The sequence below is a fragment of the Gillisella vitis genome (assembly GCF_001541345.2).
Classification (GTDB): domain Bacteria; phylum Pseudomonadota; class Alphaproteobacteria; order Rhizobiales; family Rhizobiaceae; genus Allorhizobium; species Allorhizobium vitis.
Window position 1 is genome coordinate 997,193 of record NZ_LMVL02000002.1, and the last position, 26,199, is coordinate 1,023,391.

Below are 26,199 nucleotides of genomic sequence, written 5' to 3' on the forward strand. Positions count from 1 at the left end.
GGCGGATCATGGCTCAAGATATGGATTTGGCGCTCACTGCCTACCGGCAGGGCGCGTTCGAAAAGGCTCTCAGTCATGCGCAGGCGGCAGCCAGGCAATTGGCGCGAGCCGGACAGGCCGAAATGTTGGCCGCCAATATCTATCTGAAGCTCGGCCAGAAGATCGAGGCGGCGCAAGCCTTTGCCCGGTCGGCAGCGGCTTTGCCGGAAAAGCGCGCCGAGTTTCTGAAATTCGCCGCCAAGCTCTATCTGGCCGAGCGGCGGGCCGATCTTCTGAAAGGCATTGCTGCTGCAGCAGCGCACGCCAATGCAGACGATGCGGGTTTTGTCGGCGAGATCGCCAACATGCTGCTGGGGGCAGGCATGCATCCGCCACTGGATGAACTGGTGTCGCTTCTCGATCCGGCCAATAATTGGCATTTGCAGATCATCGTCAACCACTACCAATTGACCCGCAAACCGGAAAAACTGAAGCCGATCATCGAAAAGCGCTATGCGGAAAGCCCCGAGGACAGTTTTATCGCGGTGAATTATTTCAAGTTCTGCCGCTCCAGCCTGGTCTTTCCGGTGGAAAGGCAATGGCTTGAGATGATGAAGACGCCTGATGATCCATTGACGGCGGAAATTCTCTATCGCGACCAGCCTCTGTCGCGCTGCTACTGGAGTGACGATCAGGCGGTGATCAACGGTCCTTGCGGCGGCACTGACCTGCTTCAGCGTAATGTGAGCGCTGCGATGCCCCGGCGCACCATTCGTCCTTTGGGCGAAAAACTCAAGATCGGGTATCTCTCTTCGGATCTGACCATCCACGCCACCATGTATCTTCTTTACGATGTCTTTCTGGCGCATGATCGCAGCCGTTTCGACATTACTTTCTTTTGCCATACGCCGCCTGGTCAGGCCGCCATCCAAAAGACCTGGGACCCGGTGCTGCAATCGGAAATCATCGCTGTCGGCCAGATGGACAATGACGGGATCGCCCAGGACATCAGCCGGCGCGGCATCGACATTCTCATCGACTTGAAGGGGCACACGGCGGGCAACCGGCTCGCTGCCGTTGCTCTTTCGGATGCGCCGGTCAAGGCGACCTGGATCGGCTATCCCGGCTCGGTGCGTGGTGCGGGGCTCGATTATCACATTACCGACCCCATCGTCACACCTGACGATGCCAAGTCCTGGTTTGAGGAAAAGCTCTGCCGCCTGCCGGAAACCTATCAGGGTAATTGCAGCCTGACCAAGCCGCGCCCCAAGCCATTGACGCGAGCCGATCACAGGCTGCCGGAAGGAGCTTTGGTGTTTGCGTCCTTCAATTCTCCTGCCAAAATCAGCCCGCAAACTGTCGATTTATGGGCTAGCATTATGAAAGCCGTGCCGGACAGCCTGCTGTGGATATTGTGCAGCGGGCCGCAATTGCAGGCTAATTTCGCTGATGAATTCGCCCGGCTCGGCATTGGCCGTGAGCGCATCGTCTTTGCCGAAGGGGCGGACTATCCCGATCATCTCAGCCGGGTGGGTCTGGCTGATCTGGCGCTCGACACCTTCCCCTATAACGGCCATACCACGACATCCGATCTGCTGTGGGGCGGCCTGCCGGTGCTGACGAAAAAGGGCCGTAGCTTTGCCGCCAGGGTGTCGGAAAGCCTGCTGACGGCCATCGGCCTGCCCGAACTGGTGGCCCTGGATGATGAGGATTTCGTCGAAAGGGCTATAGATTTCGCCAGTCACCCGGAAAAGATCATTGCATTGAAACAGAAGCTCGAGGCGAACCGCCGCATCGCGCCGCTGTTTGACACCGAACGCTTCACCCGCCATTTGGAAAGCGCCTATGACATGATGGCCGCGCGCGCCCGGGCAGGGCTTGCGCCCGACCATATCGACGTGCCGGCCCTGGCGAAGCGGCAGACGCCGTTCCGGAACGAAAGCCTGCCGGAACTGCTGCTTGCCATGGCGGCGGGTTTTGAGCACGACAAGGCGTCAGCCTTCGCTTGCGTTGTCGCAGCCTATCGCCGTGGTGATCATAGGACGATCCTCGGTCTTGTCGATGTTCTCGACGCAAACGGTCAGGCAGACAACATGCCCGGCGTTCTGGCTGGGATGATTGCCGAGGCTTATGAAAATACAGGCCATGCCGAAAAGGCGGCGGCGCTCTATGCGATAGCCGGCATGGCGTCGGGAATCGGCAAGGGATGGGCAGACACTTGCCGGCTTCTTCTTGAAAAGGCGATGCTGCTTTATAATGGTCTGCTGGCTGACAGGAAAATCATCCATTTAGCCGGTTATGACGTGTCACGCCGTCTCCTGGAGATTGTGCCTCGTCACCCGGTTGCTTATCTTTATTTTCGACATGCCATGCATCAAATGGCGGCGATTGAAGATCTGAGACCTGCCAATGCCTTGGCGCTGGACAAAATCCGGGCAGGCGATGCATTTTTCCGCCGCAATGAAATCCTGTTTGATCACGTGACCTGGTGTGGTGACGAGGCTGTCAACGCCATGATCGATGTCAGCGGCATCTATCGGCCTTTTAACGAGGACATGCGTCAGGCACGCCGTACCCGTCCGCATATTTATGGCCAAAAAATAAGATTGGGCTATGTGTTTTCCGATTTCCATCCCGGCCATCCGGTAATGCGGGTAATGCGCGGCGTCTTTGCCAGTCATGACACGTCGCGTTTCGATCTTTCCTTTTTCTGCATTGCCCGTAACAGCTTCAATGCTGAAGAAACGGCTTTTCGTGAGAATCTTGGCTCGATAATCCACCTTGGACATTTGTCACTTGATGCCGCACATCAGGCCATCCGCTCGGCGGCTATCGATGTTCTCGTCGATCTCAACGGCCCGACGGCGGGCGGTTGGCCGGACCTTATCAATAGCGGCCCAGCGCCCATTCAGGTTGCCTACATCGGGTTTCCCGGCAGCAGCCTTGGCATCGATTGTGATTATGTCATCGGCGATCGCTTCGTTACTCCCGATAGAAGCTCACCTTATTATCATGAGAAATTTTGCCGTCTGCCGGAAAGTTATCAGGCTAACGACAATCGCGATCGCCCGCAGCCTGAGCCCGTCCGCCGGGCAGATCTCGGCCTCGATCAGGGGTTTCTATTTTCCTCTTTCAACGATATTCGCAAGGTGACGCCGGAAAGCATTGATCTCTGGTCGCAGGTCCTGGCCCGGGTTCCTCAATCCAAGATGCTACTGATCCGCACCAATCCGATACAAGAGCACAATATTATCGCCGCCTTTACCAAAAACGGCATTGCGGGCGAGAGGATCGTCTTTGGCGGAAGGCTTGACTATGCCAGCCATTTGTCGCGTATCGCGGCCACCGATCTTGGTCTCGACAGTACGCCTTACAATGGGCATGCCACCACTTCCGACATGCTGTGGGCCGGATTGCCGGTGCTGACCATTAAGGGGACGCACTTCGCCTCGCGTGTTTCGCAAAGCCTGCTGAACGCTGTGGGACTTGCGGAACTGGTGGCTGAAACGCCGCAGGCATATGTCGAAATGGCCGTGCGTCTTGCCAATACGCCGGAGGCCTTGGCCGGGTTGCGGCATAAGCTTGTCGCCAATCGCATGACGGCGCCGCTTTTCGACACCGAGCGCTTCACCCGGCATCTGGAACGCGCTTTCGAGATGATGGTGGCACGGGCCAAGGCGGGGCTTGTTCCCGACCATATGGATGTGCCAGCCCTGGCGAAGCGGCAGACGCCCTTCCTGTTGAAGGATACTGCATAATTCCTTAAATCGGCATGGATTTAAGCAGAAAATTGTGCAGCAGATATAAAGCGCTACCGTGAACCTGAGTGCGCCATATATGGTGCACGGCGCTGTAATCCGCGTGCGGGCTTGTTTCGCAATGCGCGGCATCGCATTGTGAAGCAACCGAGGTCAGTCAATCAAATTTATCCTGTGACGTTCCCAAGATCCAAGGCCCCTGTTATGACCAATCCCATTACCGTTGAAGTCACCCGAGGAAACCGCGTCGAAAGCCGCCATCATGGCGTGGCCGTGGTGGTGGATAGCGATGGACAGGTAGTGTTTTCCGCCGGAGATATCGAGGCTGGCGTGTTTCCCCGCTCGGCCTGCAAGGCCATGCAGGCCCTGCCTCTGGTGGAAAGTGGTGCGGCGGATGCCTATGGGTTTGGTGACAAGGAACTGGCGCTGGCCTGTTCCTCCCACTCCGGCGAGGATGAACATGTGGTTCTGGCGGCGCTGATGCTGGCCAGGGCCGGGCTGGATGTGGATGCGCTGGAGTGCGGCGCCCATTGGTCTTTCGACCAGAAAACCCTGATCCATCAGGCCCGCACATTGGAAAAGCCGCAGGCGCTGCATAACAATTGCTCCGGTAAACATGCCGGTTTCGTGTGCGCCTGCGTGCATGCTGGCTATCAGGTCGAGGGCTATGTGGAATACGACCATCCCCTGCAACGCGATATCCGGGCGACCATGGAAAGCCTGACAGGCGCCGTGCTCGACCGCGACCATTGCGGCACTGATGGTTGTTCGATCCCGACCTATGCGGTGCCGTTGAAGGCGCTGGCCCATGGTTTTGCCAGGATGGCAACGGGGCAGGGTCTGGAACCGCTGCGCGCCAAGGCCTCCAGACGGTTGATCGATGCCTGCATGGCGGAGCCCTATTACGTGGCGGGGACTGCACGCGCCTGCACGAAGATGATGCAGGTCGCCCCGGGGCAGATCTTCGCCAAGACCGGGGCCGAAGGGGTGTTTTGCGCCGTTCTGCCGCAACAAGGCCTGTCGATTGCAGTCAAGGCGGATGACGGCACGACGCGCGCCGCCGAGGCGATGGTAACGGCGCTGCTGGCCCGCTATTTCGAAAAGGACAGTTGCGAGCGACTGGCCCTGATGGCCATAGCCAACAAGCCGATGCACAATTGGACAGGTCGCCATGTCGGTGACGTGAGGGTGACGGACGTGCTGTTTTCCTGATCCGACGCATCTTCATGCTCTGAAGACTGACATATTCTGAAGACTGATCACGCCTGAAAAAGCGCGATCCCTGTTGCCTGATAGGGAGTAAGGCGCGCCGCCTCCACGCTGGGCCCGACGATCAATCCCGCTAGAGCCGAGAGCGGCAGGATCTGACAGGGCGACAGCGTATCGAGCTTTTCCGCCGTCAGGCAGAGATAGGTTTCGGCGCTAACCGAGGCGATCAGCCGTTTGATTGCCGCTTCCTCGGCGTCGCCGGTGGTGACGCCGTGCTGAGGGTGGACGGATGTCGCACCTAGGAAGAACAGATGCGGGCGCAGCCTTGCAATCGCCTCCGCGGCCACCGCACCCACCGCCACCATCGAATGCCGATAGAGCCGCCCGCCAATCAGGATGACCTCGATATCGCTGCGCCTTTCCAGCTCGATGGCAATGGTCGGGCTATGGGTCATTACCGTCAGGCCGAGATTTTGTGGCAGCAGCCGGGCAATTTCGGCATTGGTCGTGCCGCCATCCAGAAAGATCATCTGTCCCGGCTGGACCAGTTCCACGGCTCGGGTCGCCAAAGCCTGTTTCTCACTGCCCGCCCGGCTTTTCCGGGTCGAAAAATCCGGCAGATCAGGCGAAAGCGGCAGCACACCGCCATGCACGCGGGTGAGCAATCCTGCCGCCGCCATGTCGCGCATATCACGGCGAATGGTGTCCTCCGACAGGTCGAGTTCAGCGGCGAAATCCTTGGCGATCACCCGCCCATCGCGTTGCAAACGGGAGAGAATGAGAGCCTTGCGTTGGTGAGTCAGCATTGCACGAAATTACCTGAAAATTTACATAATCACATATATTGACGATTTTGACTCGACTCTCAAGTAAAATCGTGCAGATTTATGGACGTTCGTGCAGATTTATGGAGAGAGAAATGCTGATTTTGATTGCAGGCCCTTATCGCTCGGGTACCGGTGACGACCCGGTAAAAATGGCGGCCAATCTCAAAGCACTGGAGGCCCCGTCCCACGCGTTGTTTCAGGCCGGACATGTGCCGATGATCGGGGAATGGGTGGCGTTGCCAATCTGGCACGCAGCGGGTGGTACGGCTGTCGGCGATGCGCTTTATGAGGAGATTTTCCACCCGGTCGCGGGTCGGCTGCTGGCGCTTTGCGATGGTGTCTTGCGCTTGCCCGGCGCGTCCAAAGGCGCAGACAACGACGTGCGGATTGCCAACGAACGCGGCATTCCCGTGTGGACCCGGCTGGAGGATGTGCCAGGTGTGGGTGTGTAATATGAGGATGCGCGATAGCGAACCTTCGTAGAACAGACGAGCCGAAGCCGGGCATTTGCCCGGTTTTGGCCGGAGATCATAAAGGAGGCGCGGTTGCAAATCCAATAGAACACATGAGCTAATGGATTCCCTCTATCTCCCATGCCACTGGATGATCCGGGATGACCCCGCAAGATTGCGGCGGTGAGCGGCAGGAGCGATCAAATCGTCGTTTCTGCCAGGATTGTGGCCAGGATTGTGGAGAGAGTAGGGGACAGATGTTGATGAGAAGAGTGTTGCACGGGCTTTTTATTCTGGTGATTTTGTCCGGTCTGGTTTCATGCCAGACGCCGCAGGAATCGGCCAATAGCGCGGAAATGACCTGTAGCGCTCAAGGCTTGAAGCCGGGAACAGCGCGCTATCGCAAGTGCGTCGGGGCGACCTATCAAAGCAATCGCATGCAGGCCAAGCAGGCTGAAAGCAATGTGGCTGCCGGGGCGGCGATCGGCGTCCTCGGAGGCGCGGTTATTGGCGCAAGCCTCGACCGGCACCGTTACTACCATCGCTGCGGGCCTTGGGGCTGCTATTGAGCATAGGGGCTAAGTGGTCCTGGCATCGGCAAGACGACGCTGATGCCAGGGCGAAGATGCAGACCATACCTGCCTTCCGATCATTTCAAATACCTCAAACTCTTCAAAAGTCTGAGGTATTTAAACGCAGAATGCGGGCGATGCTTTCCAACGGGTCATTGTCTTACATCGGTGGCACGACGCCCTTGGTACCGACAACCACGCGGCTCGAGGCGATTGTGCCATCCTCGGCTTTTTCGGCATTCACGAACACGGTGGCGCCGCTCTTCAGGTCGGCTTCGACGGCAGGGGCGAAGGTGACGATGGGCGTGCCTTCGGGAATGGAGATGGTTTTTTCACCGCCCTTATAGGTCAGGGTCAGGGTCGGGCCATCGACAGCTTTGACGGCATTGGCCACGGTGGCATTGGTCATCGTGCTGCCGGGCTGAAGATCCCAGGGGCGGCTGCCTTCGCCGGTGCCTTTCATGGCGGCGGGGAAGATCACCACTTCCAGCGCATTGTTGCCGCCATCCGATTTGGGGGCCGAGGCAATGCCGACAAAATCGCCGGGCTTGATGGCATCGGCGGAGGCCTTGGCGACGCTGGAGATTTTCCAGCCGTCCTTCAGGGCAATCTTCGCGGTCTCGCCCTCGCGGGTCTTGACCGTCAGCACCTTGCCCTCAAAGTTTTCAACCGTGCCGCGAATGCGCAGCGCTTCCGCCGCCTCTGCACTCATGCCGATACCCAGTGCCAGCAGGGTGCCTGCTAAAAGGGAGAGGGTGGTTTTCGATCGTACCATCTTTGTGCGTAGCATGGTGCTGCTCTTTCTGTTGAACCTGTCGCCATAATCCTAACAGATCTGACCTCTGCCGCTGCTCTTTCAAGGCGCGGACACGAATAGTTGAGAGCACAGACGTTGGTGTCGGTTACTTGACCGGCTCAGCCGTTGCCACGGTTCCTGGTGCGCGCCGGCAGCCGGAAAACACGTCGAGGGCGGGATTATAGACCTTGGTCGCCACATCCATCAGGCCCAGCACGCTGTGGAATAGATTGTCGTGGGAGCGCGGTTCGGCTGTGGTCTTTGCCAGACAGGCCCGATCATAACCGGCATCCTGGGCGAGATCGTCGGCCAGCCAGAACAGCAGCGGCACATGAGTTTGCTCCGTTGGAGCGACCATATACGGCATGCCGTGCAGGTAAATGCCGTTTTCGCCCAGCGACTCGCCATGATCGGACAGATAGACAACGGCGCCAGCCAGCGTGGCGGACCGCTGTTTCAGCGCGTCGATCACCTCGGCAACGATATGATCGGTGTAGAGAATAGTGTTGTCATAGGCATTGCGGATTTCCTGCGCGCTGCATTTGCCAAAATCATTGGCCCGGCAATCCGGCTTGAACCGGCGAAACTCCTCCGGATAGCGCGCGTAATAGGCAGGCCCATGGCTGCCCAACTGATGCAGCACCAGCACGCTGTCGCCCTTGATCCCGTCCAGCCAGCCATTCAGCTTGTCGGTCAGGATACCATCCAGACATTCACCATCCTTGCAAAAGCGCGGATCGGCAGACGGAGGCAGAAACGTATAAGGCACCCGGTCGGCGACATTGTAATGGCCGGTGTCATTGTCCAGCCAGGTCACGGAGACCTTGGCATAGCCCAGCACATCCAGCAGGTTTTGCCGTTCGGCGGCCTTGCGGTGGCTATAGCTTGCCCGCGTCAGGTCGGAGAACATGCAGGGGATGGACACCGCCGTTGCCGTGCCGCAGCTGGTCGTGTCGCTGAAATAGGTCACGCCCCGGGCTTTCAGTTGCGGATTGGTGTCGCGGTCATAGCCGCCCAGCGAGAAATTTGCCGCCCGTGCGGTTTCCCCGGCAACGATGACCGTGACGCGCGGCTTGGTGATGGCGGCGGTATTGATCCGGTGGGCGTCGGTGCCGATCGGTTGAGCGACGATATTGCGGTCCCGGTTGGCGTCGATGGTATAGCGCGCCGCATTGGCAATCGGCAGGAACGGGTTCAGTCGGTCGAGAATATCATTATGGGCGCGTCCGACGCCTGCAAAGGTTCGGTAATCGCTGAAGCCGGCGGCGGCAAACACCGCGACGCAGGCGATGATGATGCCAGCATTATGGGCAAGCTTGCTGAGGAAGGGCCGGTGGCGGACCCGCAGCCAGACAATCAGCAGCGAGGGCAAAAGACCGGTCAGAACCACATGCATCAGAAAACGGGGCGTGAGCAGATGGGCCGTCTCCGCCCCGGTCGAAACGGCGGCATTGCGGATCATTTCGCGGTCGATGATCGTGCCGAACTGGTCGGTAAACCAGGATGATAACGAGGCGGTGATCACCAGGAAGATCAGCACCGGCTTTACCAGATATTTTGCCGAGAACAGCGTGAGGATCGCCAGGCACATGGCGGAAATGCCGAGCGCAAACAGACCGAAGGCCAATGGTGAGGTATCGGCCAGATAGCCATGCGCCTTGATCCAAAAGGTGGCGTTGGTCACCGCCAGCAGATAGGCAGTGGTCAGAATACACAGCGTCACGCTGCCGATCTGCGGTCTGAACGGGAAGACGCTGGTTTTTCCGGCACGATAATTCAAGCAACGTCCTCCACATGACCGTTTTATGTCGGTCGCATGGCACGCAGTCCTGACAGGAAGCTGAACATTGGAAAATACTAAATAACGAATTCAGGCGCTAGAAACTGACCTTTCCACAGAATGTATCGGCGGTAAAAGCAATTTCAGGTTGTTTTTAGGGGTGTAGGCTGGCCCAACCTGCTGGTGAGCCACTATCGGACAGATCAAAGCTCCAGCCGCATCAGGATCTGCGGCCCGGCCTTGCCGCCGAGATAGGTTTGGCCGGTATCCTGCCAGCCGCTTTTTGTGTAAAGGCTTATCGCCGCCGGATTGCGCAGGTTGACGGTGAGAAAACAGTGTCTGGCCGGATAATGGCGGGCGAGATAGGCGGGCAGGGCGGCCATGGCTGCCGTGCCATAGCCTTTTCCCTGAAATTGGCTGCCGACAATCAGCGCCCGCAGGCCGAGATCGCCGGGCTGGAAACCGTGCTCCGCCAAGTCAAAACCGGAAAGGCGGGCATGATAGTCCCGGTCGATCTTGAAGAAGCAGATAGGGTCATCGCTGACACTGCCGATGTGAAAATCCACCGTTTGATCGTTATCGTCGATAACGTTTTCGATGGGCCCAGCAAAGATCTGCTGCTCTAGCGGCAAGGATAGATGCAGGGCGCGGTCGTCGCGCGCCAGCGGCGCCAGGGTCAGAGCCGGGCGCATCGCTTACTCCGCAGCCCGCCTTTCCCACATGGCCTTGAAGGCCGGGCGGCTCTGGCAGCGGCCAAGCCAGGCACTGACGCTCGGATGGGCGTCCATCACCGGCGTATAAGGCTGGGCGTAGCGAACGATTTCGGCGAGATTGATGTCGGCTACGGTGAAACGGTCGGAAACGGCGAATTCCTTGGCCGAGAAATGCTTTTCCAGCACGGCCATCGGCCGTTTCAACAACCGGGCGGCAGCCGCAGCTTCCGATTGGCCCGCTTCGCTGTCCAACCGGCCATCCATGGAGATCCGGGAGATTTTCAGCGCATTGCCTTCGATTTCGGTGGCAGCAAACAGCGACCACTGCATCATCAGCGCATCTTCCTCCAGATCCCTCGGACCGATCTCGCCGCCATATTGCTTGGCAAGATAGAGGGTGATGGCAAGCGATTCGAACAGAACCAACCCGTCATCTTCAATGGCGGGGATAGCCCCGAACGGATTGATCGCCAGAAAGGCCGGAGATTGCGTATTGATCGGCGCATCCGGTGCCAGCGGATTGTCCACCTTCACCGCCTGCAACACCGGGATATGATCGAAGGCCAGCTCAAGCTCTTCCGCAAGCCATATGACGCGCGTGGCGCGGGATTTATAGCAGCCATAGACTTTCAACATGGATGGGCTCCCTAGATGATGTTGGCGCAGAGGCTATCCTTGAAATGCCACCTTGGGAAGCACGGGATTGACACTGAAAACAGTTTGCTCCTATCAATCTTAACAGGGTCCGCAGTTCACCCAGACGTCACCGCTCCTGGAAAGGAGAGCTAAACCTGCATCATCCAAGATCCACGGCACGCTTTATTGCGCCCGCTGGCAGGACGGTGGCTACCGGCATGGCATGGGCGCATGTATCGAAGGATAAAGCGATGTCGCGTCTGACTTACTCTTATGAAATTGCAGATGTTTCCGATCTTGCCCGCCGTCTTGGCCGCGAACTTCAAAAGCATGAGGGAGCACCCGGCCATGTCGAGCTTCTCAATATGCTTGCCCGTGCCTCGGGCCACACCAACTTCCAGCACTGGAAAGCGTCGCGTGCGGCCCAGGCGAGGCTGGCTTTGCCAAAGGCTGCCGACCCGCCGGTTGATTACCGGCTTGTCGAGGCAGTGGCGCGCTGCTTTGATGGCAAGGGCGCGCTGATCCGCTGGCCATCGAAAACCAGCCACCAGCGGCTGAGCCTCTGGAAGCTTTGGGCGGTCTTTCCCGCCGATAGGGACATGCCCGAAGCGGCGGTCAATGCCTTGCTTAAAAGCTTGAACGGCTTTGGCGATCATGTCCTGCTGCGCCGGGAAATGGTCAACAACAGGCTGTTATCGCGCACTCCCGATTGCCGTTTCTACCGGCGGATGGAAAGCCGCCCGCCGCCGGATGCTCTGGCCTTGATCGGACTGTGACGGCGGCTCCGGCCACCGTCATCGTCGGCAAGCCCCGTCAATAGCCCTTGGCGGAACCGGCCACGGCCCGGGTGTCGATGGCGCCAAAATAGCCGGATGCCTTGTCCCCGGCCTTGGCAATGTCGGCTACGCTTTTGCCGCCGACCAGAATGCCGGCGGCCTGGCCCCAGACCGGGCCGTCATTGCCGCCATCAAGCGTATAGCCCATGTCCTTCAGCTTCTGGAGCGTATCGGGCGATAGCGCGTAGGGCTCGTAATAGATCTTGTCCGGCTGCCATTGATGGTGAATGCGTGGTGCGTTGACGGCGGCGGAAATGTCCATGCCGAAATCCACCACGTTGAGGATTGATTCCAGCGTGATGGTGATGATGCGCGAGCCGCCGGGGCTGCCGATCACCATGAACGGCTTACCATCCTTGGTAACGATGGTCGGGCTCATCGAGGACAGCGGGGTTTTCTTCGGGGCAATCGCATTGGCCTCGCCCTGCACCAGGCCGTAGAGATTGGCCACACCGGGCTTGGAGGTGAAATCGTCCATCTCGTTGTTGAGCAGAATACCGGTGCCGGGGGCGACCACGCCCGCGCCGAACGAGCCGTTCAGCGTATAGGTGACGGAGACCGCGTTGCCCTGACCGTCGATGATCGAATATTGCGTGGTCTCGGTGCTTTCCTTGCCGCCGAACGGCTTCAGATTGGCGGATTGACCGGCTTTACCAGGAGTGATCTTGGCGCGGATCTCGGCGGCATAGGCCTTGTCCAGCATTTTTGGCAGCGGATTGTTGACGAAATCAGGATCGCCCAGCGCCGCATTGCGGTCGACATAGGCATAGCGCATCGCCTCAACCATCTGGTGCACGGTGGTGGCCGCGCCATAGCCCTGCTCGGCGAGCGGATAGGCCTCTAGAATGTTGAGGATTTCGCAGATGATCACCCCACCCGAGGATGGCGGTGGCGAGGAGATGATGTGGTAGCCGCGATAGTCGCACTCGACCGGCTTTAGCTCTCGCACCGCATAGGTTTCGAAATCGGCGGCGGTCAATATGCCCTTGCCATCGGCGCTGGCCTTGGCAATCGCCTGGGCGGGCATGCCCTTGTAGAAAGCGTCGGGGCCTTTTTCGGCAATGCTGGCCAGCACTTGGGCAAGATCCGGCTGTTTCAGCACTTCGCCTGCGCCATAGGGCGCGCCATCGGCTTTCAGGAAGATTTTTGCCGCCGCCGGGTCTTTGGCCAGCCGCTTGGCGCCACCGGCCAGAATGGCGGCATCGCCCTGGTTGAGCGTAAACCCGTCGCGGGCCAGCGCAATCGCCGGGGCAAGCAGGGCGGTACGGTCCTTGGCGCCGTATTTTTCCCGCGCCAGTTCCAGCCCCTTGACGGTGCCGGGTACGCCGACGGCCAGATAGCCATCCAGGCTGGCACGCGGCACGATCTCGCCCTTGTCGTCGAGATACATATCCTTCTTGGCGGCCAGCGGCGCCTTTTCACGGAAATCGATGAAATCGGTGCTGCCATCTTTGAGGCGAATGGTCATGAAGCCGCCGCCGCCGATATTGCCGGCGGTCGGATAGGTCACAGCCAGCGCGTATCCGACGGCCACGGCGGCATCGACGGCATTGCCGCCGGATTTCAGCACCGCAACGCCGATATCGGTGGCCAGATGCTGGGCCGTGACCACCATGCCATTGCGGCCTTCGACCGGAGCAGGCGAGGCGGCATGAAGCGATGTCATCGGCGCAAGCACCAGTGCCAGCGCCGTCAATAGGCCCGATGATGGGAACAACCAAGATCTGGAGCGGAACATAATCATGAAAACGACCTCTGGAGCACAACAGGTTTTCGTTTGTCTTTTCGGAAAAATCGGATTTCCCTTTTCCGGGACAATCATTGGCCGGAAGAGAATACGGTCATCCAGCGAGGTCGAAAGGTATCACCCATAACGGATCTTGCAACCACGGCAGCGGCAAGATCGGACCGATTTTCAGATCGATCGTTTCATGCGCACCCGATGTCATGCAAAACCGGCGGCGATCTGCGGTAGAATGGAAGACGCCCTTCGTATTAAATCTTATCCCCGGCCTCTTTGGCCAGTATCGTTCCCCGGCATTCCAGCCCGCAGATGAAGCGGTCGAACAGGGTTTCGAATGTGATGATGTCCTCGGTGCTCCAGTCTTCCACGGTCTGGCCGATCACCTCGCGGCGCACACTGTCGAAGTGGTGCAGCAATTCCTCGCCGATTGGCGTCAGGGCCACGATGGTGCGCCGCGCATCGGCCTGGGAAGCCTCGCGCCGCAGGGCGCCGCGCCGGACGAGATCGGCCACGACACGACTGGCCCGCGACGGATCGATGCGCATCTGCTCGGCAATCACCCCGACGGTTACTTCCTGGCCACGCGCGGCATGGGAAACGACCTTCACCACATCGAAATGGGAAAGCTCCATGCCGTGGCCCTCGCCCATCCGGCTGAGCGCGATGCGCGACATGAAGCGGCGACCCATCATCATGCGCAGCCGGGCCATGGTCTGGGAAATGCCGTCCAAAGCATTTTCGACGCCCGCAGGGGCTTGATCACCAGCAAGATCGGCGCCTTGGGCTGTGACATGTTCGGCGCGGTCTTGAGGTTGGGTCATGCGCAAGCCAGTGCAGATCGGAGTTCACGAAAATATGTGCTTTTATCACATATGTGCACGTTGACAATAAAATGCAATATATGCTTTTATCATATATATGACAAGAGCAACGAACCTTTCGTTCTCCGCTCGTTCAGGCCATAGCACCCCAGACAATCGCGCCTTTCCAGCTCCTTCTGCCTTGCAACCAAAGAGATTTCTGCATGGATACTGCCCTGTCCGATCCGGCCGTCGCTCCCAAGACGGTGGAGCCGCCACCCTTCCAGTCACTGGTGCCGGACCCGCGCCTGCGGATGATGTTGTTTCTGTTCCTGATGACGGCGCTGTTCATGGCGACGCTGGACAATCAGATTGTTTCCACGGCATTGCCGACTATTGTGGGCGAGTTCGGCCAGTTGGAGCGATTCGGCTGGGTGGGGTCCGCCTATCTTCTGGCCACCAGCGCGGTCATGCCGCTCTATGGCAAGCTGGGCGATCTGTTTGGCCGCAAATATGTAATGATGACGGCCATCGCGATTTTTACCGTCGGCTCGCTGATCTGCGGCTCGGCGGTCTCGATGAACACGCTGATTGCGGCGCGGGTGCTGCAAGGGCTTGGCGGCGGCGGCATCATGGTGTCGATCTTTTCCATCAATGCCGATCTGTTCGAGCCGCGGGTGCGGGCCCGTTACCAGAGCTATTCCAGCCTGGTGCTGATGGCATCAGGCGCGGTTGGCCCCACATTGGGCGGCACGATGAGCGACCTGTTCGGCTGGCGGTCGATCTTTCTCGTCAATTTGCCCATCGGCATTCTGGTGCTGGTCGGGCTTGGCCTCTATCTGCCCTATCGCAAGCCGCATCGCCGTCCAAAGATCGACTATGCCGGCGCGCTGCTGTTGGCCTGTGCTGTGACCAGCGTGGTGTTCTGGGCCGATAGCGGCCAGATTTTCGGTTCGCTGGTGGCTCCGGGAAGCCTCGGCGTCGTTGCCTTCGGCTTGGTCTGCGCCGTGCTGTTCGTGCAAGTGGAAAAGCGGGCTGCAGAACCCATGGTGCCGATCAGCCTGATGCGTAATTCCACTGCCCGGCTGCTGTGGATCATATCGCTGGCCAGCGGTGCTGTCGGTATCGGCTCTGTCAATTATGTTGCGCTCTATCTGCAAACCACCACCGGGCTGTCGCCGACGCTGGCTGGTCTGTTGTTCATTGCTGTGACGGGCGGCATCGCCATCGGATCACTCAGCAGCGGACGGCTGATTTCCTCGACTGGACGCTACAAGATCTTCGGTATCATCGGCGGCGCGGGCAGCTGCATTGCCTTTACCCTGTTCAGCCAATTGCCTGTTGGCACGCCGATTGCGGTCATCGGTGCGCTGATGCTGATGCATGGCATCAGCGTCGGTATCGGCCAGCAGATCCCGGTGATTGGCGTGCAGAATGCGGTGGCGCAGAAGGATGTCGGAGCGGCGACCGGCACTGTGACATTGACCCGGATGGGCGGCGCCTCCATCGCCATTTCCATCTATGGCGCTGTGCTATCAGCTTTCATGACCGGCGGCGCAGTGATCCCCGGCGTCGGTAATATTGAAAGCCTGACACCGGCGGCCATAGCGGCGCTGGACCCGGCTGCCCGCGCGGCGGTGTCGGCCAGCTATGCCCATGCGTTCGGGCCGGTGTTTATCAGCATGGCGCTGATTATCGGCTGCGGCTTTATCGCGTCCTGCTGCTTGAAAAATGTCCGTTTGCCGACCGGCGGAACGCCGAAACCGGTCGAGGCCGTGGCGGAGTGATTTGCCCGGTATAGTGGGGCTGTGCTAACCAAGGATCAAAGTTCTCTTTGGTTGAAGGCAAGCATGGCCCCGGTATACCGTATCATTTTCGCCCTTGCGGCGGCTGCCTTGTCTGGCCTGTTTGCTGCCGTCTCCACCATGGCGGCGGAACCTTTCACCGCCCGCGATCCCGGCTTTCTGGGTGATGGGGATGCAGCACGGATCGTCGAGAAGGTCGGCGATCTGGAAAAGGCGCTGGGGGATGAAGCGGTTCTGGCCGCGCATTTCGCCGGTCTGGTCTCCCCGCCGGAAGAAACCGCCAGCCTGCACCAGTTGACCGGCAATGTGCCGGGTCTGGTCTATGTCCTGCCAGTCGCTCATGACGAGGTGCGCGGCACGCTGATCGACATGCGGTTTACGGGCAAGGCGGCAGCGGATGGTTTTCGCCAAAAGCTCGATCAAACCTTCGGCCCATCCGATCCCACCTGCAGCGATGATACTCACGCCTATTGGGCGGTTCGTAAGGACCGTTCGCTGGCCTTGCGGGTCGATGTCTACGAGACGGAAGCCACCGCGCAACTGACATTGTTTGCGTCGGCACCTCCGGATGCCAATTGCAAGATCAATTCCGCGCCGCCCAATGCGCTGGTGGACAAGGTGGCATTGACGGGATTGCTCACCCGGCTGAAGACTGAGCCGCCGCCATGGAGTGATGCGAATGCCATGGAGGCCTGGCTGAAGTCTTATGGTGAAGTCGCCGTTGAAAGGCCGGACAATTGCTCGGCACAACTGGATATCGCCAAACCGCAGCAGCAGCTTGGCGGCATCGGCACGTTTTCGGCCAGCCTGCGCCTTTGCATCGTCTCCAGGTTTGGCAAGCCGTCTAGCCTGTTTCTTTACGCCGGTGAAAACGATCTGTTCGGTTTTCGCAAGACGGAACAATCGCTGGAAGCCGCCCTTGGCCCCCGCCATGCGCAATGCAGTGGCGAGGGCCGGGAAGTTTGGGTTGTCAGTCCCGAAGTGACGGCGGTTCTCAGCCGGCTCTATCCCTCGTTCGGAGTGTTGATCGTCAACGCGCCGGTCACGGCGCTGGCCGATTGCCGGGAATGAGGAGGAAAGATCCTCTCACTTCACCTCGATAACGAAGTCTTCACGGGCGCGGCGGACCTTTTTCAGGTTGACCAGCCAGTCACCGTCCGGCTGGCGATAGCCGAGCGGCAGGATGGCGACGGAGCGCAATCCCTTGGCGCGCAGGTCGAGGATTTCATCCAGCGCTGCCGGGTCGAAACCTTCCATCGGTGTTGAATCCACCTCTTCGAAGGCAGCAGCCGTTAGGGCCAGCCCCAGCGCAATATAGGCCTGGCGGGCCGCATGTTCGAAGTTTACCTGGGGGTCGCGCGGCGGATAGGTATCCAGCAGCATCTTGCGATAGTTTTCCCAGCCTTCATTGGTGAAATTGCGCTCGGCATTGGTGAGATCGAACATCGTGTTGATCCGTTCCGCCGTGTAATTGTCCCAGGCGGCAAACACCAGCAGATGCGAGCAATCGGTGATCTGGCCCTGGTTCCAGGCGATTGGCTTGATGCGCTCGCGGATCTCCTTGTTGGTCACGACAAGCACGGAAAACGGCTGCAAGCCGCTGGAGGTTGGCGCCAGCCGGGCCGCCTCGACAATACGCTCGACCTTGTCTTCAGCAACAGTTTTCGACGGGTCCATTTTCTTGGCGGCATAACGCCAGTTCAATTTATCAAGCAGCACGATAATATCCTTATGCGAAGGCTTGAAGATGCTCACGCATCCTCGCCTTGAAGAATTTCGAATATCTCAAATGCAGCAAAGGCTTGAGATATTCGAAAAGGAAATACGAACTGCCGTCTTCGATGGCAGTTCGTATTATGGAAGTACAATTGCCTGCCCGATGTAGGCGGGCAGGCGGGCTTCGGCAACCGGCGGGATGATGAATACAGCGTTCACCCTCTAGGGATTACCGAGGGTTTTTCATGGCGGAACAAAGCTACTTTTCGACGAAAACCGCCTGGGTCAGGTCGGCATCGAAACGGTAGCGGTCGTTTTCCCGGCGCAGCAATTGCGACAGCGGCACTTCGGTGCGGTTGTCGATAATCACCTTGTCGTTTTCGCTCTCCGTCTTGCGCAACCATTCCACCAGATCGGTCTCACCAGATTTGAGAAAATCGCAGCCACGCCGAAATAGTTTCGGGAAAATCAGTTGGGCCTTGCCGGTGCCGTCTTCCTCTTCTTCGCCCGGCTTGCTGCCGCTCGCCCAGCCAAGATCGGTGAGGTCGGTGAGGGCAAACCGTTCCGTCTTGTCCACCGCCCAGACGCCGAGGCCCGCATCCCGCGCCTGTCTTGCGGCCTCGGAAATCGTCTGGCGCTGGTCCACCGGCGCGGAACTATAGAGCATGGGATAGGCCATGCCGCTGGAGATCAGCCGGTAATTGGCGCTGGCCTCCAGGGTCTTGGTTGAAATCGCGCCCGTATCGCCGGAGGAAAACGGATTGCCGTCAAACGTCAGATAGGAAATTGGCCGCCCATGAACATCGGCGGAGGCCGTCAGAATACCGGCCTGGATGGTTTGCGGCTCGGCGGCGGTGACGGTTTCTTTCGACAGCGAAAAGGAGGAAAAGCCGATGAGATCGCGCAGCAGATAATCCCGCGCCACCCCGCCGCGCGGCTGCGCCTTGCTCTCGTAATGGGTTTCGGGCGTATCGATGCCTTCCAGCCGCAGTTGATGGCTGCCATCCTTGGCGGGGCGCAGCAGATGGGCGCGGTAGATATCGGCCAGCAGGCTTTCATCATCCGGGCGAAACCGCACCGAATCGCCATCCGGCTGCTTGCCGATGATGATGATCGTGCCGGGAACGTAGCGATAATTCTGCAAGGCCATGGGCGATCCTCCTTTGCCATCAATGGTTGGGAAGGAGCAAACCGCAGATCTGTGTCATGGGTGAGACAGAGAAGGGTAATCAGGCGGCTGTGGATTGCACTTGCGATGTGCTGGTGGCTGACGCGACCGAGGCACTCGCTTGCGCCCCATCCGCCTCTTCGTCTGAGGGCAGTAAGCCCTCTTCCAGGCTTTCACCGGAACTGGTAATCAACATCCGGTCCACCAGCGCATCGCTGCTGAGCATCTTGCTCATCAGTTCGCTGGTCAGGCTCTTGTCGCCGCTTTCGACAGAGCTTGCGGTGAATTTGCCGCCGTGTTTTTCCATGATGGCGGCGGCGCGTTCTTCCGGGGTGTCAAGGTTTTCCCAATCGATACCCTCACCCCATTGCGAAAAGTCGGTTCCCTGTTCGTACGGATTGTATCTGGAGCCGCCTTCATTATAGAGCGTTACAGTTCCCGTGCTGAGACGCAATACGCCCTATACGGTGGCTGGTTCGCTGTTGGTATCTTCAGCGGGAAGATCTTCCAGCTTTGTGTATTCGGTTTCGTAAAAATCGTCGGGCAGCCGTGGCGTCTGCTTTGATTGATAAACGCTGCTGGGCGATGTCGTGGTGGTGGATGAAATCGTTGTGCTCAACTCGACCTCCGACTTCAATTTTTAACCGAATTATCAATCAAAACTTGCGTGTAATATTCTATCTTTGATTGTGTTCCGATGTTTCTCCATGGTGATTGGGGCTGCGGCCTCATCGTTTTCGTTGCGCTCAAAGCTCACCCCTTCACCAGCTTCGCGCCAGCCGCGTCTGTCAGTCTTGTGGCAATCTCGAACCAGGCCAGGTTGCGCAATGTCGTCCACTGTTTTTATCCGCCCGTTTTCCCGTGTCGCTCGCGCCCTGTTGGCAGGGCTTGGCTGCCTGTCGCTGTCTGTGCTCGGCGGCTGCTATTTCGTCACGGATACGCAGCGGATGAATACGGAAGTGTTTGCGGCCCAGACCGCGCCGACCTGGAACCAGCCGATGGCTGCGCCGCCGACGGAAAAGCCTAATAAATTCATGGGCCTGTTCACCACGCCTTTCCACCAGACCTATGGGATGCCAGCAGCCGAGCCCTATGTTTCGCCGTTTGCCACGCCGATGCAGAAGGCGATTTATGGGCAGATGAGCGATGACGGCCACACGCTGACTGCCATTCCGCTCGACCGGGTGGACAAGCGCTTCCTGCGGCAGGAGGTTGATTATCCGACCACGGAACGGCCCGGCACCATCGTGGTCGATACCAAGGCGCATTATCTCTATCTGGTTGAGGCCAATGGCCGGGCGATGCGCTATGGCGTTGGCCTCGGCAAGCAGGGCTTTGCCTGGCAGGGCCGGGGCGTCATTCAATTCAAGAAGACCTGGCCGCGCTGGACCCCAAGCGACGACATGGTCGAGCGCCAGCCCGACATGCGCCAGTTTGCCGCCGCGCAAGGCGGGCTGGAGCCGGGCCTGCGCAATCCGCTCGGTGCGCGCGCGCTGTATATCTTCCAGAATGGCCGCGACACGCTTTACCGCATCCATGGCACGCCCGATTGGCAATCCGTCGGCAAGGCCGTTTCGTCAGGTTGCGTGCGGATGTTCAATCAGGATGTGATTGATCTTTATTCCCGCGTGCGCGACAAGGCCGAAATCGTGGTTATGTAAGGCTGTGGGCCGCCACGGTCGAGGTTCGCCTATCAGCCTGTTGCCGGAACGACACGCTATGGCGCAAATGTGAACATGTGTGTGCGCTATTGGCAGTGAAATTCATGCGATGCGTTATAGACTGGATCTTGCGGAACAAAACCGTACAGCGTGCGTTTGTGCGCTGCTGACCAGCAGGATGTACCATCGTTTATGACAAGCCCCGATTTTTCCCGCCGTGCCTTTCTCTCTTTTTCCGGCCTTGGAGCGGCAGCTCTTCTCTCCAGTTGCGCCTCTTCCTATCGCCCTCCGGTTTATGACCAGGGGTCGCTGGGTGGCATGGTGCAGCCCATGGGGTCGATGGCGCCATCTACGCCGGAGCTGGACGCCATGTATGGCGAAGTGGTCGATGGCGGCTTCGTCATCCCGGCCATTCCCTACCAGCAGATCCCGCCGCGCTACTATCGCCAGCGCGTCAGCGATCCGACCGGCTATCCGGCAGGCTCCATCGTCGTCGATACGCCCAACCGCTTCCTCTATCTGGTGGAACAGGGCGGCACGGCCATGCGCTACGGCGTCGGCATTGGCCGGGAGGGCTTTGCCTGGCAGGGCGAAGGCGTGATACAATGGCGTCAGAAATGGCCAAAATGGACGCCGCCGGATGAAATGGTCGCCCGCCAGCCGCAACTGGCCAAATATTCCTCCGCCAATGGCGGCATGGGACCGGGCCTGATGAACCCGCTGGGCGCGCGCGCTCTCTACATCTTCCAGAACGGTCAGGACACGCTTTACCGCCTGCACGGCTCGCCGGAATGGAACTCCATCGGCAAGGCGATGTCCTCGGGCTGCGTGCGGTTGATGAACCAGGACATTATCGACCTCTATGACCGGGTGCCGAACAAGGCGCGGATCATCGTCCTGCAATAGGGATCAGCAGTCCTGCGCGGCGGCATTCAGCTTGCCGCGCAAATCCTGCAATTGATCGCGCAGCGCCGCGATCTCTTCCAGGCTACAGCCAGTGGCCGTGCCAATTGCAGCCATCACCTCCAACGCATTTTCCTGTAATGCAGCGCCCTTATTTGTCAGCGAGACGGTCACTTGCCGCTCATCCTGGCTTTGGCGCTGGCGGGTGACGAAGCCGGCCTGTTCCAGCCGCTTCAAAAGCGGCGATAGCGTGCCACTGTCCAGCCCCAGGCGCTCACCCAGTGCCTTGACCGCCAGATGGTCGGTTTCCCACAGCACCATCATCACAAGATATTGCGGATAGGTCAGGCCCAGCGGCTCCAGCAGCGGCTTGTAAGTGCGCGTCAGCGCCAGCGATGCGCCGTAAAGTGCAAAGCAGAGCTGCTTGTCCAGCACCAGATTCGTCTTGTCCATCGGCCTTATCCTTCATGCAGGTGAGGGCACATTCTCCCAGTCTTGTCATAAAAATGCAATGTGCAAAAAACAATTGCGCGCAATTGAATTGCGTGATACTAACAATGCAGACGCAGCGGCTGGCACACTGTTCCGGCCTTCAACCAACCAAAACGCCCAGTTTTCAAAAAGGAGACTCTCTCATGGCTATTCTCTACACAACCAAGGCATCCGCAACCGGTGGTCGTGAAGGCCGCGCTGTCAGCGACAACGGCGTTCTGGATGTAACGCTGACGACGCCGAAGGAATTGGGCGGCAATGGCGCCACCGGCACCAATCCCGAGCAGCTGTTTGCCGCTGGCTATTCCGCCTGCTTCCTCGGCGCGCTGAAGTTTGCCGCTGGCCAGCAGAAGGTGAAGGTGCCTGAAGACGCCAAGGTCACCGCCACGGTTGGCATCGGCCCCCGCGAAGACGGCACCGGCTTCGGCATCGAAGTCTCCATCAGCGTCGACCTGCCAGGCATCGACCGCGAAACCGGCGAAAAACTCGTCGCCGCCGCCCACATCGTCTGCCCCTACAGCCACGCCATGCGCACGGCAACAGAAGTATCCGCTACGCTGGCCTGAGGCTGAGGTAACGGATATGCGAAAGGCCGGTCTGGCGGGACCGGCCTTTCGTCGTTTGGGACCAAGGAGGTTTTGGGGTGTTCCTTGATGTCAACTTTACGCCAGAAGCGGGCCTCGAAGGTGCGTGCTGAGTACTCACGGTTCAGCAAAAGGAAGTGTCTTTCGAAATTGATGGGACGGTAAAAACACTGGACAGCTAGGGCAGGGACATTATGCCTTACTTAAAAGGTTGGCGTGTGCATGTGAATTGAGGGGTGGAGACGGCATGTTTCGTTTTAAGTGTGCAGCTTGTGACGAATGGCATGAAGGCATGCCGAGTTTTTCCATCGACGCGCCATGTTATTACCTTGGAATGCCTGAAGAGCAACGCAGTGCTCGGTGTGAGTTGACCACCGATCTGTGCGTCATAGATGGCGAATATTTCTTCGCACGTGGACTTATCGAGATACCTGTACAGGGGAGTTCGGAACCCTTTACCTGGGGCGTTTGGGTGTCGCTGAGCAACAAGAGTTTCGCCGAGTTTTCGTATCTCTACGAAACGTCAGCGCGCGATATATATGGTCCCTACTTCGGTTGGCTATCGTCGCAGCTCTCGATTTACCCGGACACGATAAACTTGGCGGTAGAAGTTCATCTCAGGAATAATGGTGTCAGGCCCAGTATTGTACTGGAACCAAGCAATCATCCCCTTTCTATTGAGCAGCGGAACGGAATGAGCATCGAGCGTGTCGCTGAGATCTATGCTGCCTACATGCACAAATGAAAAATGGTAATCAAAGTGAGGCATAGTCAGCAGGGAAGTAGGGCGGTAATTGCTTTGGGTCACAGGCAGGCCGGCTGCTTCGGCAGCTTTGCCAAGTCCGGGTACTGATAAATTGGCTACAGCCATTGTAGAGTTGTGTTAGGTTCGCCAGGAGGAACAGCGTGCAGATCATCTGGTCCGATAAAGCAGATCGAATACTGGCGGTTGGGGTCTGGCTGGGGCCGGAACGTAGTAACTGGGCTCTCACCAAAGAGCAGGTTCTCAATGCGATTGGCGAGCTGCGTGACGCCGACATTGTCATTCTGGGCGGAGACGTCCTGAGCGGACCCGACAAGTGCTTTCGTGACACTTATGCAAACTGGTACTTCGAACCTTCGACTTCGTGTATCGACAGTGACGCAGTATTAGCCAGCGCTTTGAAGGCAAGCAGCTATGTGAGGAATTATCCTGACGATGATGCCTACTTCGTGATTGTAACTAGTGATGCATGACCGCAGCAGGCTGATAACTGGTACCCTGGCACGCCCGGTGCAGCCCGGCTCCTATCAACGGACCAGCCAACATCGTATCACCGAAAAGCGCGCTTGCCCTGAACCCTTTGACAGGGCTGCGCTCAAGTTGGGCGATTTGATGCAACAATCACGCGTCAGGCGTGTTACAGTGACAGCGTTGGACTTGACGTCATCGATTTTCCGACGCTGCCTGCCGAGTCATGGCTTGCTCCGCAAGTCTTCGGCCCTAGAGGGCCTGTTTTATGCCACAAATACCGACAATCCATTTTGAAGCGGCGAGCACGCTTGCCGTGGTGATGTCTTCCAACGAACCGTTGTTGTTTCTGTCTGACGATCTTAGAATTATTGCGGCGAGCACATCATTTTGCCGGGCATTCGAGATCGACCCTACATCCGTCCCCGGTAGGCACCTCGGCGAGCTTGGAAGCGGGGAATGGGCGATGCCCAGGCTTTTGTCGCTGTTAACGGCGACTGCGACCGGCAGTGCGAGCATCGATGCCTATGAGCTCGACCTGAAGCGACCAAACCAGAAAACGCGGCGTTTGGTCGTCAATGCACGCACGCTCGACGATGGCGACCTCGACCATATTCGTCTGCTTCTGGCCATAACCGACGTGACCGAGATGCGTGCCGAAGCGCGCCTGAAAGACGATCTGGTGCGTGACAAGGCTATCCTGTTGCAGGAGGTCCAGCATAGGGTCGCCAACAGTCTGCAAATCATCGCCAGCGTGCTGATGCAGAGCGCCCGTCGGGTTCAGTCGGAGGAGGCGCGCGGACATCTGCACGATGCTCGTCAGCGCATCATGTCTATTGCGGCGCTGCAACGGCAGCTTTCCGCATCCCCCGGCGGCAGCGTTGAACTCAGAGCCTACTTCACGCAACTCTGCCAAAGCCTCGGCGCATCGATGATCGCCGACCCCGAGAGGCTATCGATCCAGGTGAAGGTCGATGATAGCGCCGTAGAGGCGGACGTATCGATAAGTCTGGGTCTGGTCGTAACCGAACTGGTGATCAATGCCCTCAAACATGCCTTCACCGACGGGCGGGCCGGGACAATCGTCATTGACTATCGGTCGGCGGGCAAGGACTGGACGCTTACCATTGCCGACAACGGGATAGGAATGCCGGTGGGCAACGATGCACCCAAGGCGGGATTGGGAACGGGTATTGTCGAGGCGCTGGTGAGAAACATGAACGGCGAGATTACGTTAAGCAGCGCGGAGCCAGGGACGATTGTCACAATCAGTCATCGGGAAAGCTCGGACCTTCAGGCCGACTTTTTTCCAGCGGCTTAAGGAACAAAAATGCTCTCTAAACGCTATAGATGTTGTGCAGAAAAACGACCTTGTAGGATGCATATAGTTTTACTTTCGCATCGTATTTTTCGAAAACTGCTTTCCACTTTTCCAAAAATAAACTCTGCTGCGTAATTTTCTGCTTAAACCGGACCCGATTTAAGCAGAAAATTACGCAGCAGATATAACGTGTTGCAGCGTCCTTTGTGCGTTTTATAAAATGCACGGCGCTGTAAAGGCCGCAGTATTGTGGATAGCTTCATAGATCGAGTGAACAATGAAAAACGGCAGACCGGTTATCCTGGTCGTAGAAGACAGTCCATTGATAAGAATGGGTGCCATCGATCTTGTCCTATCGGCGGGCTACGAAGCGCTGGAGGCTGGCGACGCGGACGAGGCAATCCGCATCCTCGAATCGCGAGACGACATTGACCTTGTGTTCACCGATGTTCAGATGCCGGGGACGATGGACGGTATCAAATTGTCTCATTATATCCGTGATCGGTGGCCGCCGGTAAAGCTGATCGTCGCATCCGGTGCTGCCGTTCTCGAGGAAAGCATGCTGCCTGGCGGAAGTCGCTTCTTCTCGAAGCCCTACGACGAACTCACCATTACCGAGGCAATGGCACATCTGCTTTCGAGCGAGAATCCGCACGCCCGTATCACGTGACGCTGTTCTTTAGCCCCAGCAAAATCAATTCTACAACCTCGGCAACCGGCACCGTCGCATCAATAATCGTCGCATTCGCGGGAATGTCTTCCTTCGTCGCATGCAGCCGCATAATCAGATCCCGCTCGGCTTGTTTTCCGCCGAACTCGTCTTCGGGTCTGCTGGCCAGCCGGTTTTTCAGGGTATGTTGATCGACGTCGAGAACGAACACTCCGTCAAACAGATCGATAAACCGGAGGAAATTGCGGGAGCCGCCGGAAAAGAAGGTGATCGGCTGGCTGTGGTCGGCGATCAGCGCTTTGACCTTGCCGACATCCCACAGGTGGTGTCTGTGACCGAAGGTTACATCCAGAAGACCCTGCGCCCGTGTGGACGCATCCAGCGGTTCTCCGGTTTGCGGGTCGCCCTGGTAGGCCAGTTCACGGTCACCGTGGATGACGTGGTAGCCGCGCCGTTGCAGTTCGGTAGCAACGGAGGTTTTACCGGCTCCTGAAACGCCTTCGATCAGAATATTGCGTAGGCCCATGCTTGCTTCCCTTCATTCAT

At 58.4% G+C, this 26,199-nt stretch carries 27 protein-coding genes; 14 read left to right on the top strand and 13 right to left on the bottom strand.

Annotated features, from left to right (window positions below):
- Nucleotides 1-8 precede the first annotated feature (8 nt).
- Nucleotides 9-3,737 carry an O-linked N-acetylglucosamine transferase, SPINDLY family protein gene (locus tag ASB66_RS09500; RefSeq protein WP_158544208.1) on the top strand — a complete coding sequence of 1,243 codons (3,729 nt, stop codon included), beginning with the start codon at nt 9-11 and terminating at the stop codon, nt 3,735-3,737.
- Between the two features lie 204 nt (nt 3,738-3,941).
- Nucleotides 3,942-4,949: an asparaginase gene (locus ASB66_RS09505; protein WP_060719019.1), complete on the top strand. Its 1,008-nt coding sequence runs from the start codon at nt 3,942-3,944 to the stop codon at nt 4,947-4,949.
- Between the two features lie 47 nt (nt 4,950-4,996).
- Here ASB66_RS09505 and ASB66_RS09510 read toward each other — a convergent pair whose 3' ends face one another.
- Nucleotides 4,997-5,752 carry a DeoR/GlpR family DNA-binding transcription regulator gene (locus ASB66_RS09510; RefSeq protein WP_060719018.1) on the bottom strand — a complete coding sequence of 252 codons (756 nt, stop codon included), beginning with the start codon at nt 5,750-5,752 and terminating at the stop codon, nt 4,997-4,999.
- Between the two features lie 113 nt (nt 5,753-5,865).
- Between ASB66_RS09510 and ASB66_RS09515 the strand changes: the two genes are divergently transcribed.
- Both ASB66_RS09515 and ASB66_RS09520 read left to right on the top strand, forming a co-directional pair.
- Nucleotides 5,866-6,225 carry a hypothetical protein gene (locus ASB66_RS09515; protein WP_060719017.1) on the top strand — a complete coding sequence of 120 codons (360 nt, stop codon included), beginning with the start codon at nt 5,866-5,868 and terminating at the stop codon, nt 6,223-6,225.
- A gap of 263 nt (nt 6,226-6,488) precedes the next feature.
- Nucleotides 6,489-6,794 (top strand): hypothetical protein, encoded by a 306-nt coding sequence (locus ASB66_RS09520; RefSeq protein WP_060719243.1) that lies wholly within the window; start codon nt 6,489-6,491, stop codon nt 6,792-6,794.
- Between the two features lie 163 nt (nt 6,795-6,957).
- Here the strand turns inward: ASB66_RS09520 and ASB66_RS09525 are convergent, their stop codons facing one another.
- From ASB66_RS09525 to ASB66_RS09540, 4 genes are all read right to left on the bottom strand, one after another.
- Entirely contained in the window at nt 6,958-7,587 is a 630-nt protein-coding gene (locus ASB66_RS09525) for a hypothetical protein (protein WP_060719016.1), read from the bottom strand.
- A gap of 112 nt (nt 7,588-7,699) precedes the next feature.
- Nucleotides 7,700-9,373: a phosphoethanolamine transferase gene (locus ASB66_RS09530; protein ID WP_060719015.1), complete on the bottom strand. Its 1,674-nt coding sequence runs from the start codon at nt 9,371-9,373 to the stop codon at nt 7,700-7,702.
- A 203-nt stretch (nt 9,374-9,576) separates the two neighbouring features.
- A complete protein-coding gene (locus ASB66_RS09535; protein ID WP_060719014.1) occupies nt 9,577-10,065 on the bottom strand; it encodes a GNAT family N-acetyltransferase in 489 nt (162 codons plus the stop codon).
- A 3-nt stretch (nt 10,066-10,068) separates the two neighbouring features.
- Entirely contained in the window at nt 10,069-10,722 is a 654-nt protein-coding gene (locus ASB66_RS09540) for a glutathione S-transferase family protein (RefSeq protein WP_060719013.1), read from the bottom strand.
- Nucleotides 10,723-10,973: 251 nt separating this feature from the next.
- Here ASB66_RS09540 and ASB66_RS09545 point away from each other — a divergent pair, with 251 nt between their 5' ends.
- Nucleotides 10,974-11,498, top strand: a complete 525-nt coding sequence (locus tag ASB66_RS09545; protein WP_060719242.1) for a DUF2087 domain-containing protein — start codon at nt 10,974-10,976, stop codon at nt 11,496-11,498.
- A 37-nt stretch (nt 11,499-11,535) separates the two neighbouring features.
- Here ASB66_RS09545 and ggt read toward each other — a convergent pair whose 3' ends face one another.
- Both ggt and ASB66_RS09555 read right to left on the bottom strand, forming a co-directional pair.
- Nucleotides 11,536-13,224, bottom strand: a complete 1,689-nt coding sequence (gene ggt, locus ASB66_RS09550; RefSeq protein ID WP_114386497.1) for a gamma-glutamyltransferase — start codon at nt 13,222-13,224, stop codon at nt 11,536-11,538.
- A 329-nt stretch (nt 13,225-13,553) separates the two neighbouring features.
- Entirely contained in the window at nt 13,554-14,123 is a 570-nt protein-coding gene (locus tag ASB66_RS09555) for a MarR family winged helix-turn-helix transcriptional regulator (protein ID WP_234612707.1), read from the bottom strand.
- Between the two features lie 293 nt (nt 14,124-14,416).
- Between ASB66_RS09555 and ASB66_RS09560 the strand changes: the two genes are divergently transcribed.
- Nucleotides 14,417-15,889: an MDR family MFS transporter gene (locus ASB66_RS09560; RefSeq protein WP_060719239.1), complete on the top strand. Its 1,473-nt coding sequence runs from the start codon at nt 14,417-14,419 to the stop codon at nt 15,887-15,889.
- 63 nt (nt 15,890-15,952) lie between these two features.
- Nucleotides 15,953-16,978 (top strand): hypothetical protein, encoded by a 1,026-nt coding sequence (locus tag ASB66_RS09565; RefSeq protein WP_060719012.1) that lies wholly within the window; start codon nt 15,953-15,955, stop codon nt 16,976-16,978.
- Nucleotides 16,979-16,993: 15 nt separating this feature from the next.
- Here the strand turns inward: ASB66_RS09565 and ASB66_RS09570 are convergent, their stop codons facing one another.
- From ASB66_RS09570 to ASB66_RS26690, 4 genes are all read right to left on the bottom strand, one after another.
- Entirely contained in the window at nt 16,994-17,626 is a 633-nt protein-coding gene (locus ASB66_RS09570) for an NAD(P)H-dependent oxidoreductase (RefSeq protein ID WP_060719238.1), read from the bottom strand.
- 256 nt (nt 17,627-17,882) lie between these two features.
- A complete protein-coding gene (locus ASB66_RS09575) occupies nt 17,883-18,773 on the bottom strand; it encodes a thermonuclease family protein (RefSeq protein ID WP_060719011.1) in 891 nt (296 codons plus the stop codon).
- Between the two features lie 79 nt (nt 18,774-18,852).
- Nucleotides 18,853-19,245: a hypothetical protein gene (locus ASB66_RS09580; RefSeq protein ID WP_060719010.1), complete on the bottom strand. Its 393-nt coding sequence runs from the start codon at nt 19,243-19,245 to the stop codon at nt 18,853-18,855.
- 6 nt (nt 19,246-19,251) lie between these two features.
- The gene (locus tag ASB66_RS26690) at nt 19,252-19,410 is read right to left on the bottom strand and encodes a hypothetical protein (RefSeq protein ID WP_234612705.1); all 159 of its coding nucleotides are present in this window, start codon (nt 19,408-19,410) and stop codon (nt 19,252-19,254) included.
- A gap of 208 nt (nt 19,411-19,618) precedes the next feature.
- Here ASB66_RS26690 and ASB66_RS09585 point away from each other — a divergent pair, with 208 nt between their 5' ends.
- Together ASB66_RS09585 and ASB66_RS09590 are read left to right on the top strand one after the other, a co-directional pair.
- Nucleotides 19,619-20,452, top strand: coding sequence for a L,D-transpeptidase (locus ASB66_RS09585; RefSeq protein WP_060719009.1), 834 nt, complete (start codon nt 19,619-19,621; stop codon nt 20,450-20,452).
- A gap of 192 nt (nt 20,453-20,644) precedes the next feature.
- On the top strand, nt 20,645-21,358 hold the full coding sequence (locus ASB66_RS09590) for a L,D-transpeptidase (RefSeq protein ID WP_060719008.1): 714 nt from the start codon (nt 20,645-20,647) through the stop codon (nt 21,356-21,358).
- 3 nt (nt 21,359-21,361) lie between these two features.
- On the opposite strand, the gene ASB66_RS09595 is transcribed toward ASB66_RS09590, so the two are convergent.
- On the bottom strand, nt 21,362-21,808 hold the full coding sequence (locus ASB66_RS09595; RefSeq protein WP_060719007.1) for a MarR family winged helix-turn-helix transcriptional regulator: 447 nt from the start codon (nt 21,806-21,808) through the stop codon (nt 21,362-21,364).
- Nucleotides 21,809-21,990: 182 nt separating this feature from the next.
- Here ASB66_RS09595 and ASB66_RS09600 point away from each other — a divergent pair, with 182 nt between their 5' ends.
- The 5 genes from ASB66_RS09600 (at nt 21,991) to ASB66_RS09620 (ending at nt 25,653) form a co-directional block, all read left to right on the top strand.
- The gene (locus ASB66_RS09600) at nt 21,991-22,413 is read left to right on the top strand and encodes an organic hydroperoxide resistance protein (RefSeq protein WP_060719006.1); all 423 of its coding nucleotides are present in this window, start codon (nt 21,991-21,993) and stop codon (nt 22,411-22,413) included.
- A gap of 265 nt (nt 22,414-22,678) precedes the next feature.
- Nucleotides 22,679-23,176: a DUF2199 domain-containing protein gene (locus ASB66_RS09605; protein WP_060719005.1), complete on the top strand. Its 498-nt coding sequence runs from the start codon at nt 22,679-22,681 to the stop codon at nt 23,174-23,176.
- A 161-nt stretch (nt 23,177-23,337) separates the two neighbouring features.
- Nucleotides 23,338-23,667, top strand: coding sequence for an Imm40 family immunity protein (imm40, locus tag ASB66_RS09610; RefSeq protein WP_060719004.1), 330 nt, complete (start codon nt 23,338-23,340; stop codon nt 23,665-23,667).
- A gap of 263 nt (nt 23,668-23,930) precedes the next feature.
- Nucleotides 23,931-24,983: a sensor histidine kinase gene (locus ASB66_RS09615; protein ID WP_114386424.1), complete on the top strand. Its 1,053-nt coding sequence runs from the start codon at nt 23,931-23,933 to the stop codon at nt 24,981-24,983.
- 277 nt (nt 24,984-25,260) lie between these two features.
- Nucleotides 25,261-25,653: a response regulator gene (locus ASB66_RS09620; RefSeq protein ID WP_060719002.1), complete on the top strand. Its 393-nt coding sequence runs from the start codon at nt 25,261-25,263 to the stop codon at nt 25,651-25,653.
- Here ASB66_RS09620 and ASB66_RS09625 read toward each other — a convergent pair.
- The gene (locus ASB66_RS09625) at nt 25,646-26,179 is read right to left on the bottom strand and encodes an AAA family ATPase (RefSeq protein ID WP_060719001.1); all 534 of its coding nucleotides are present in this window, start codon (nt 26,177-26,179) and stop codon (nt 25,646-25,648) included. The genes ASB66_RS09620 and ASB66_RS09625 overlap by 8 nt on opposite strands.
- Nucleotides 26,180-26,199: the final 20 nt, after the last annotated feature.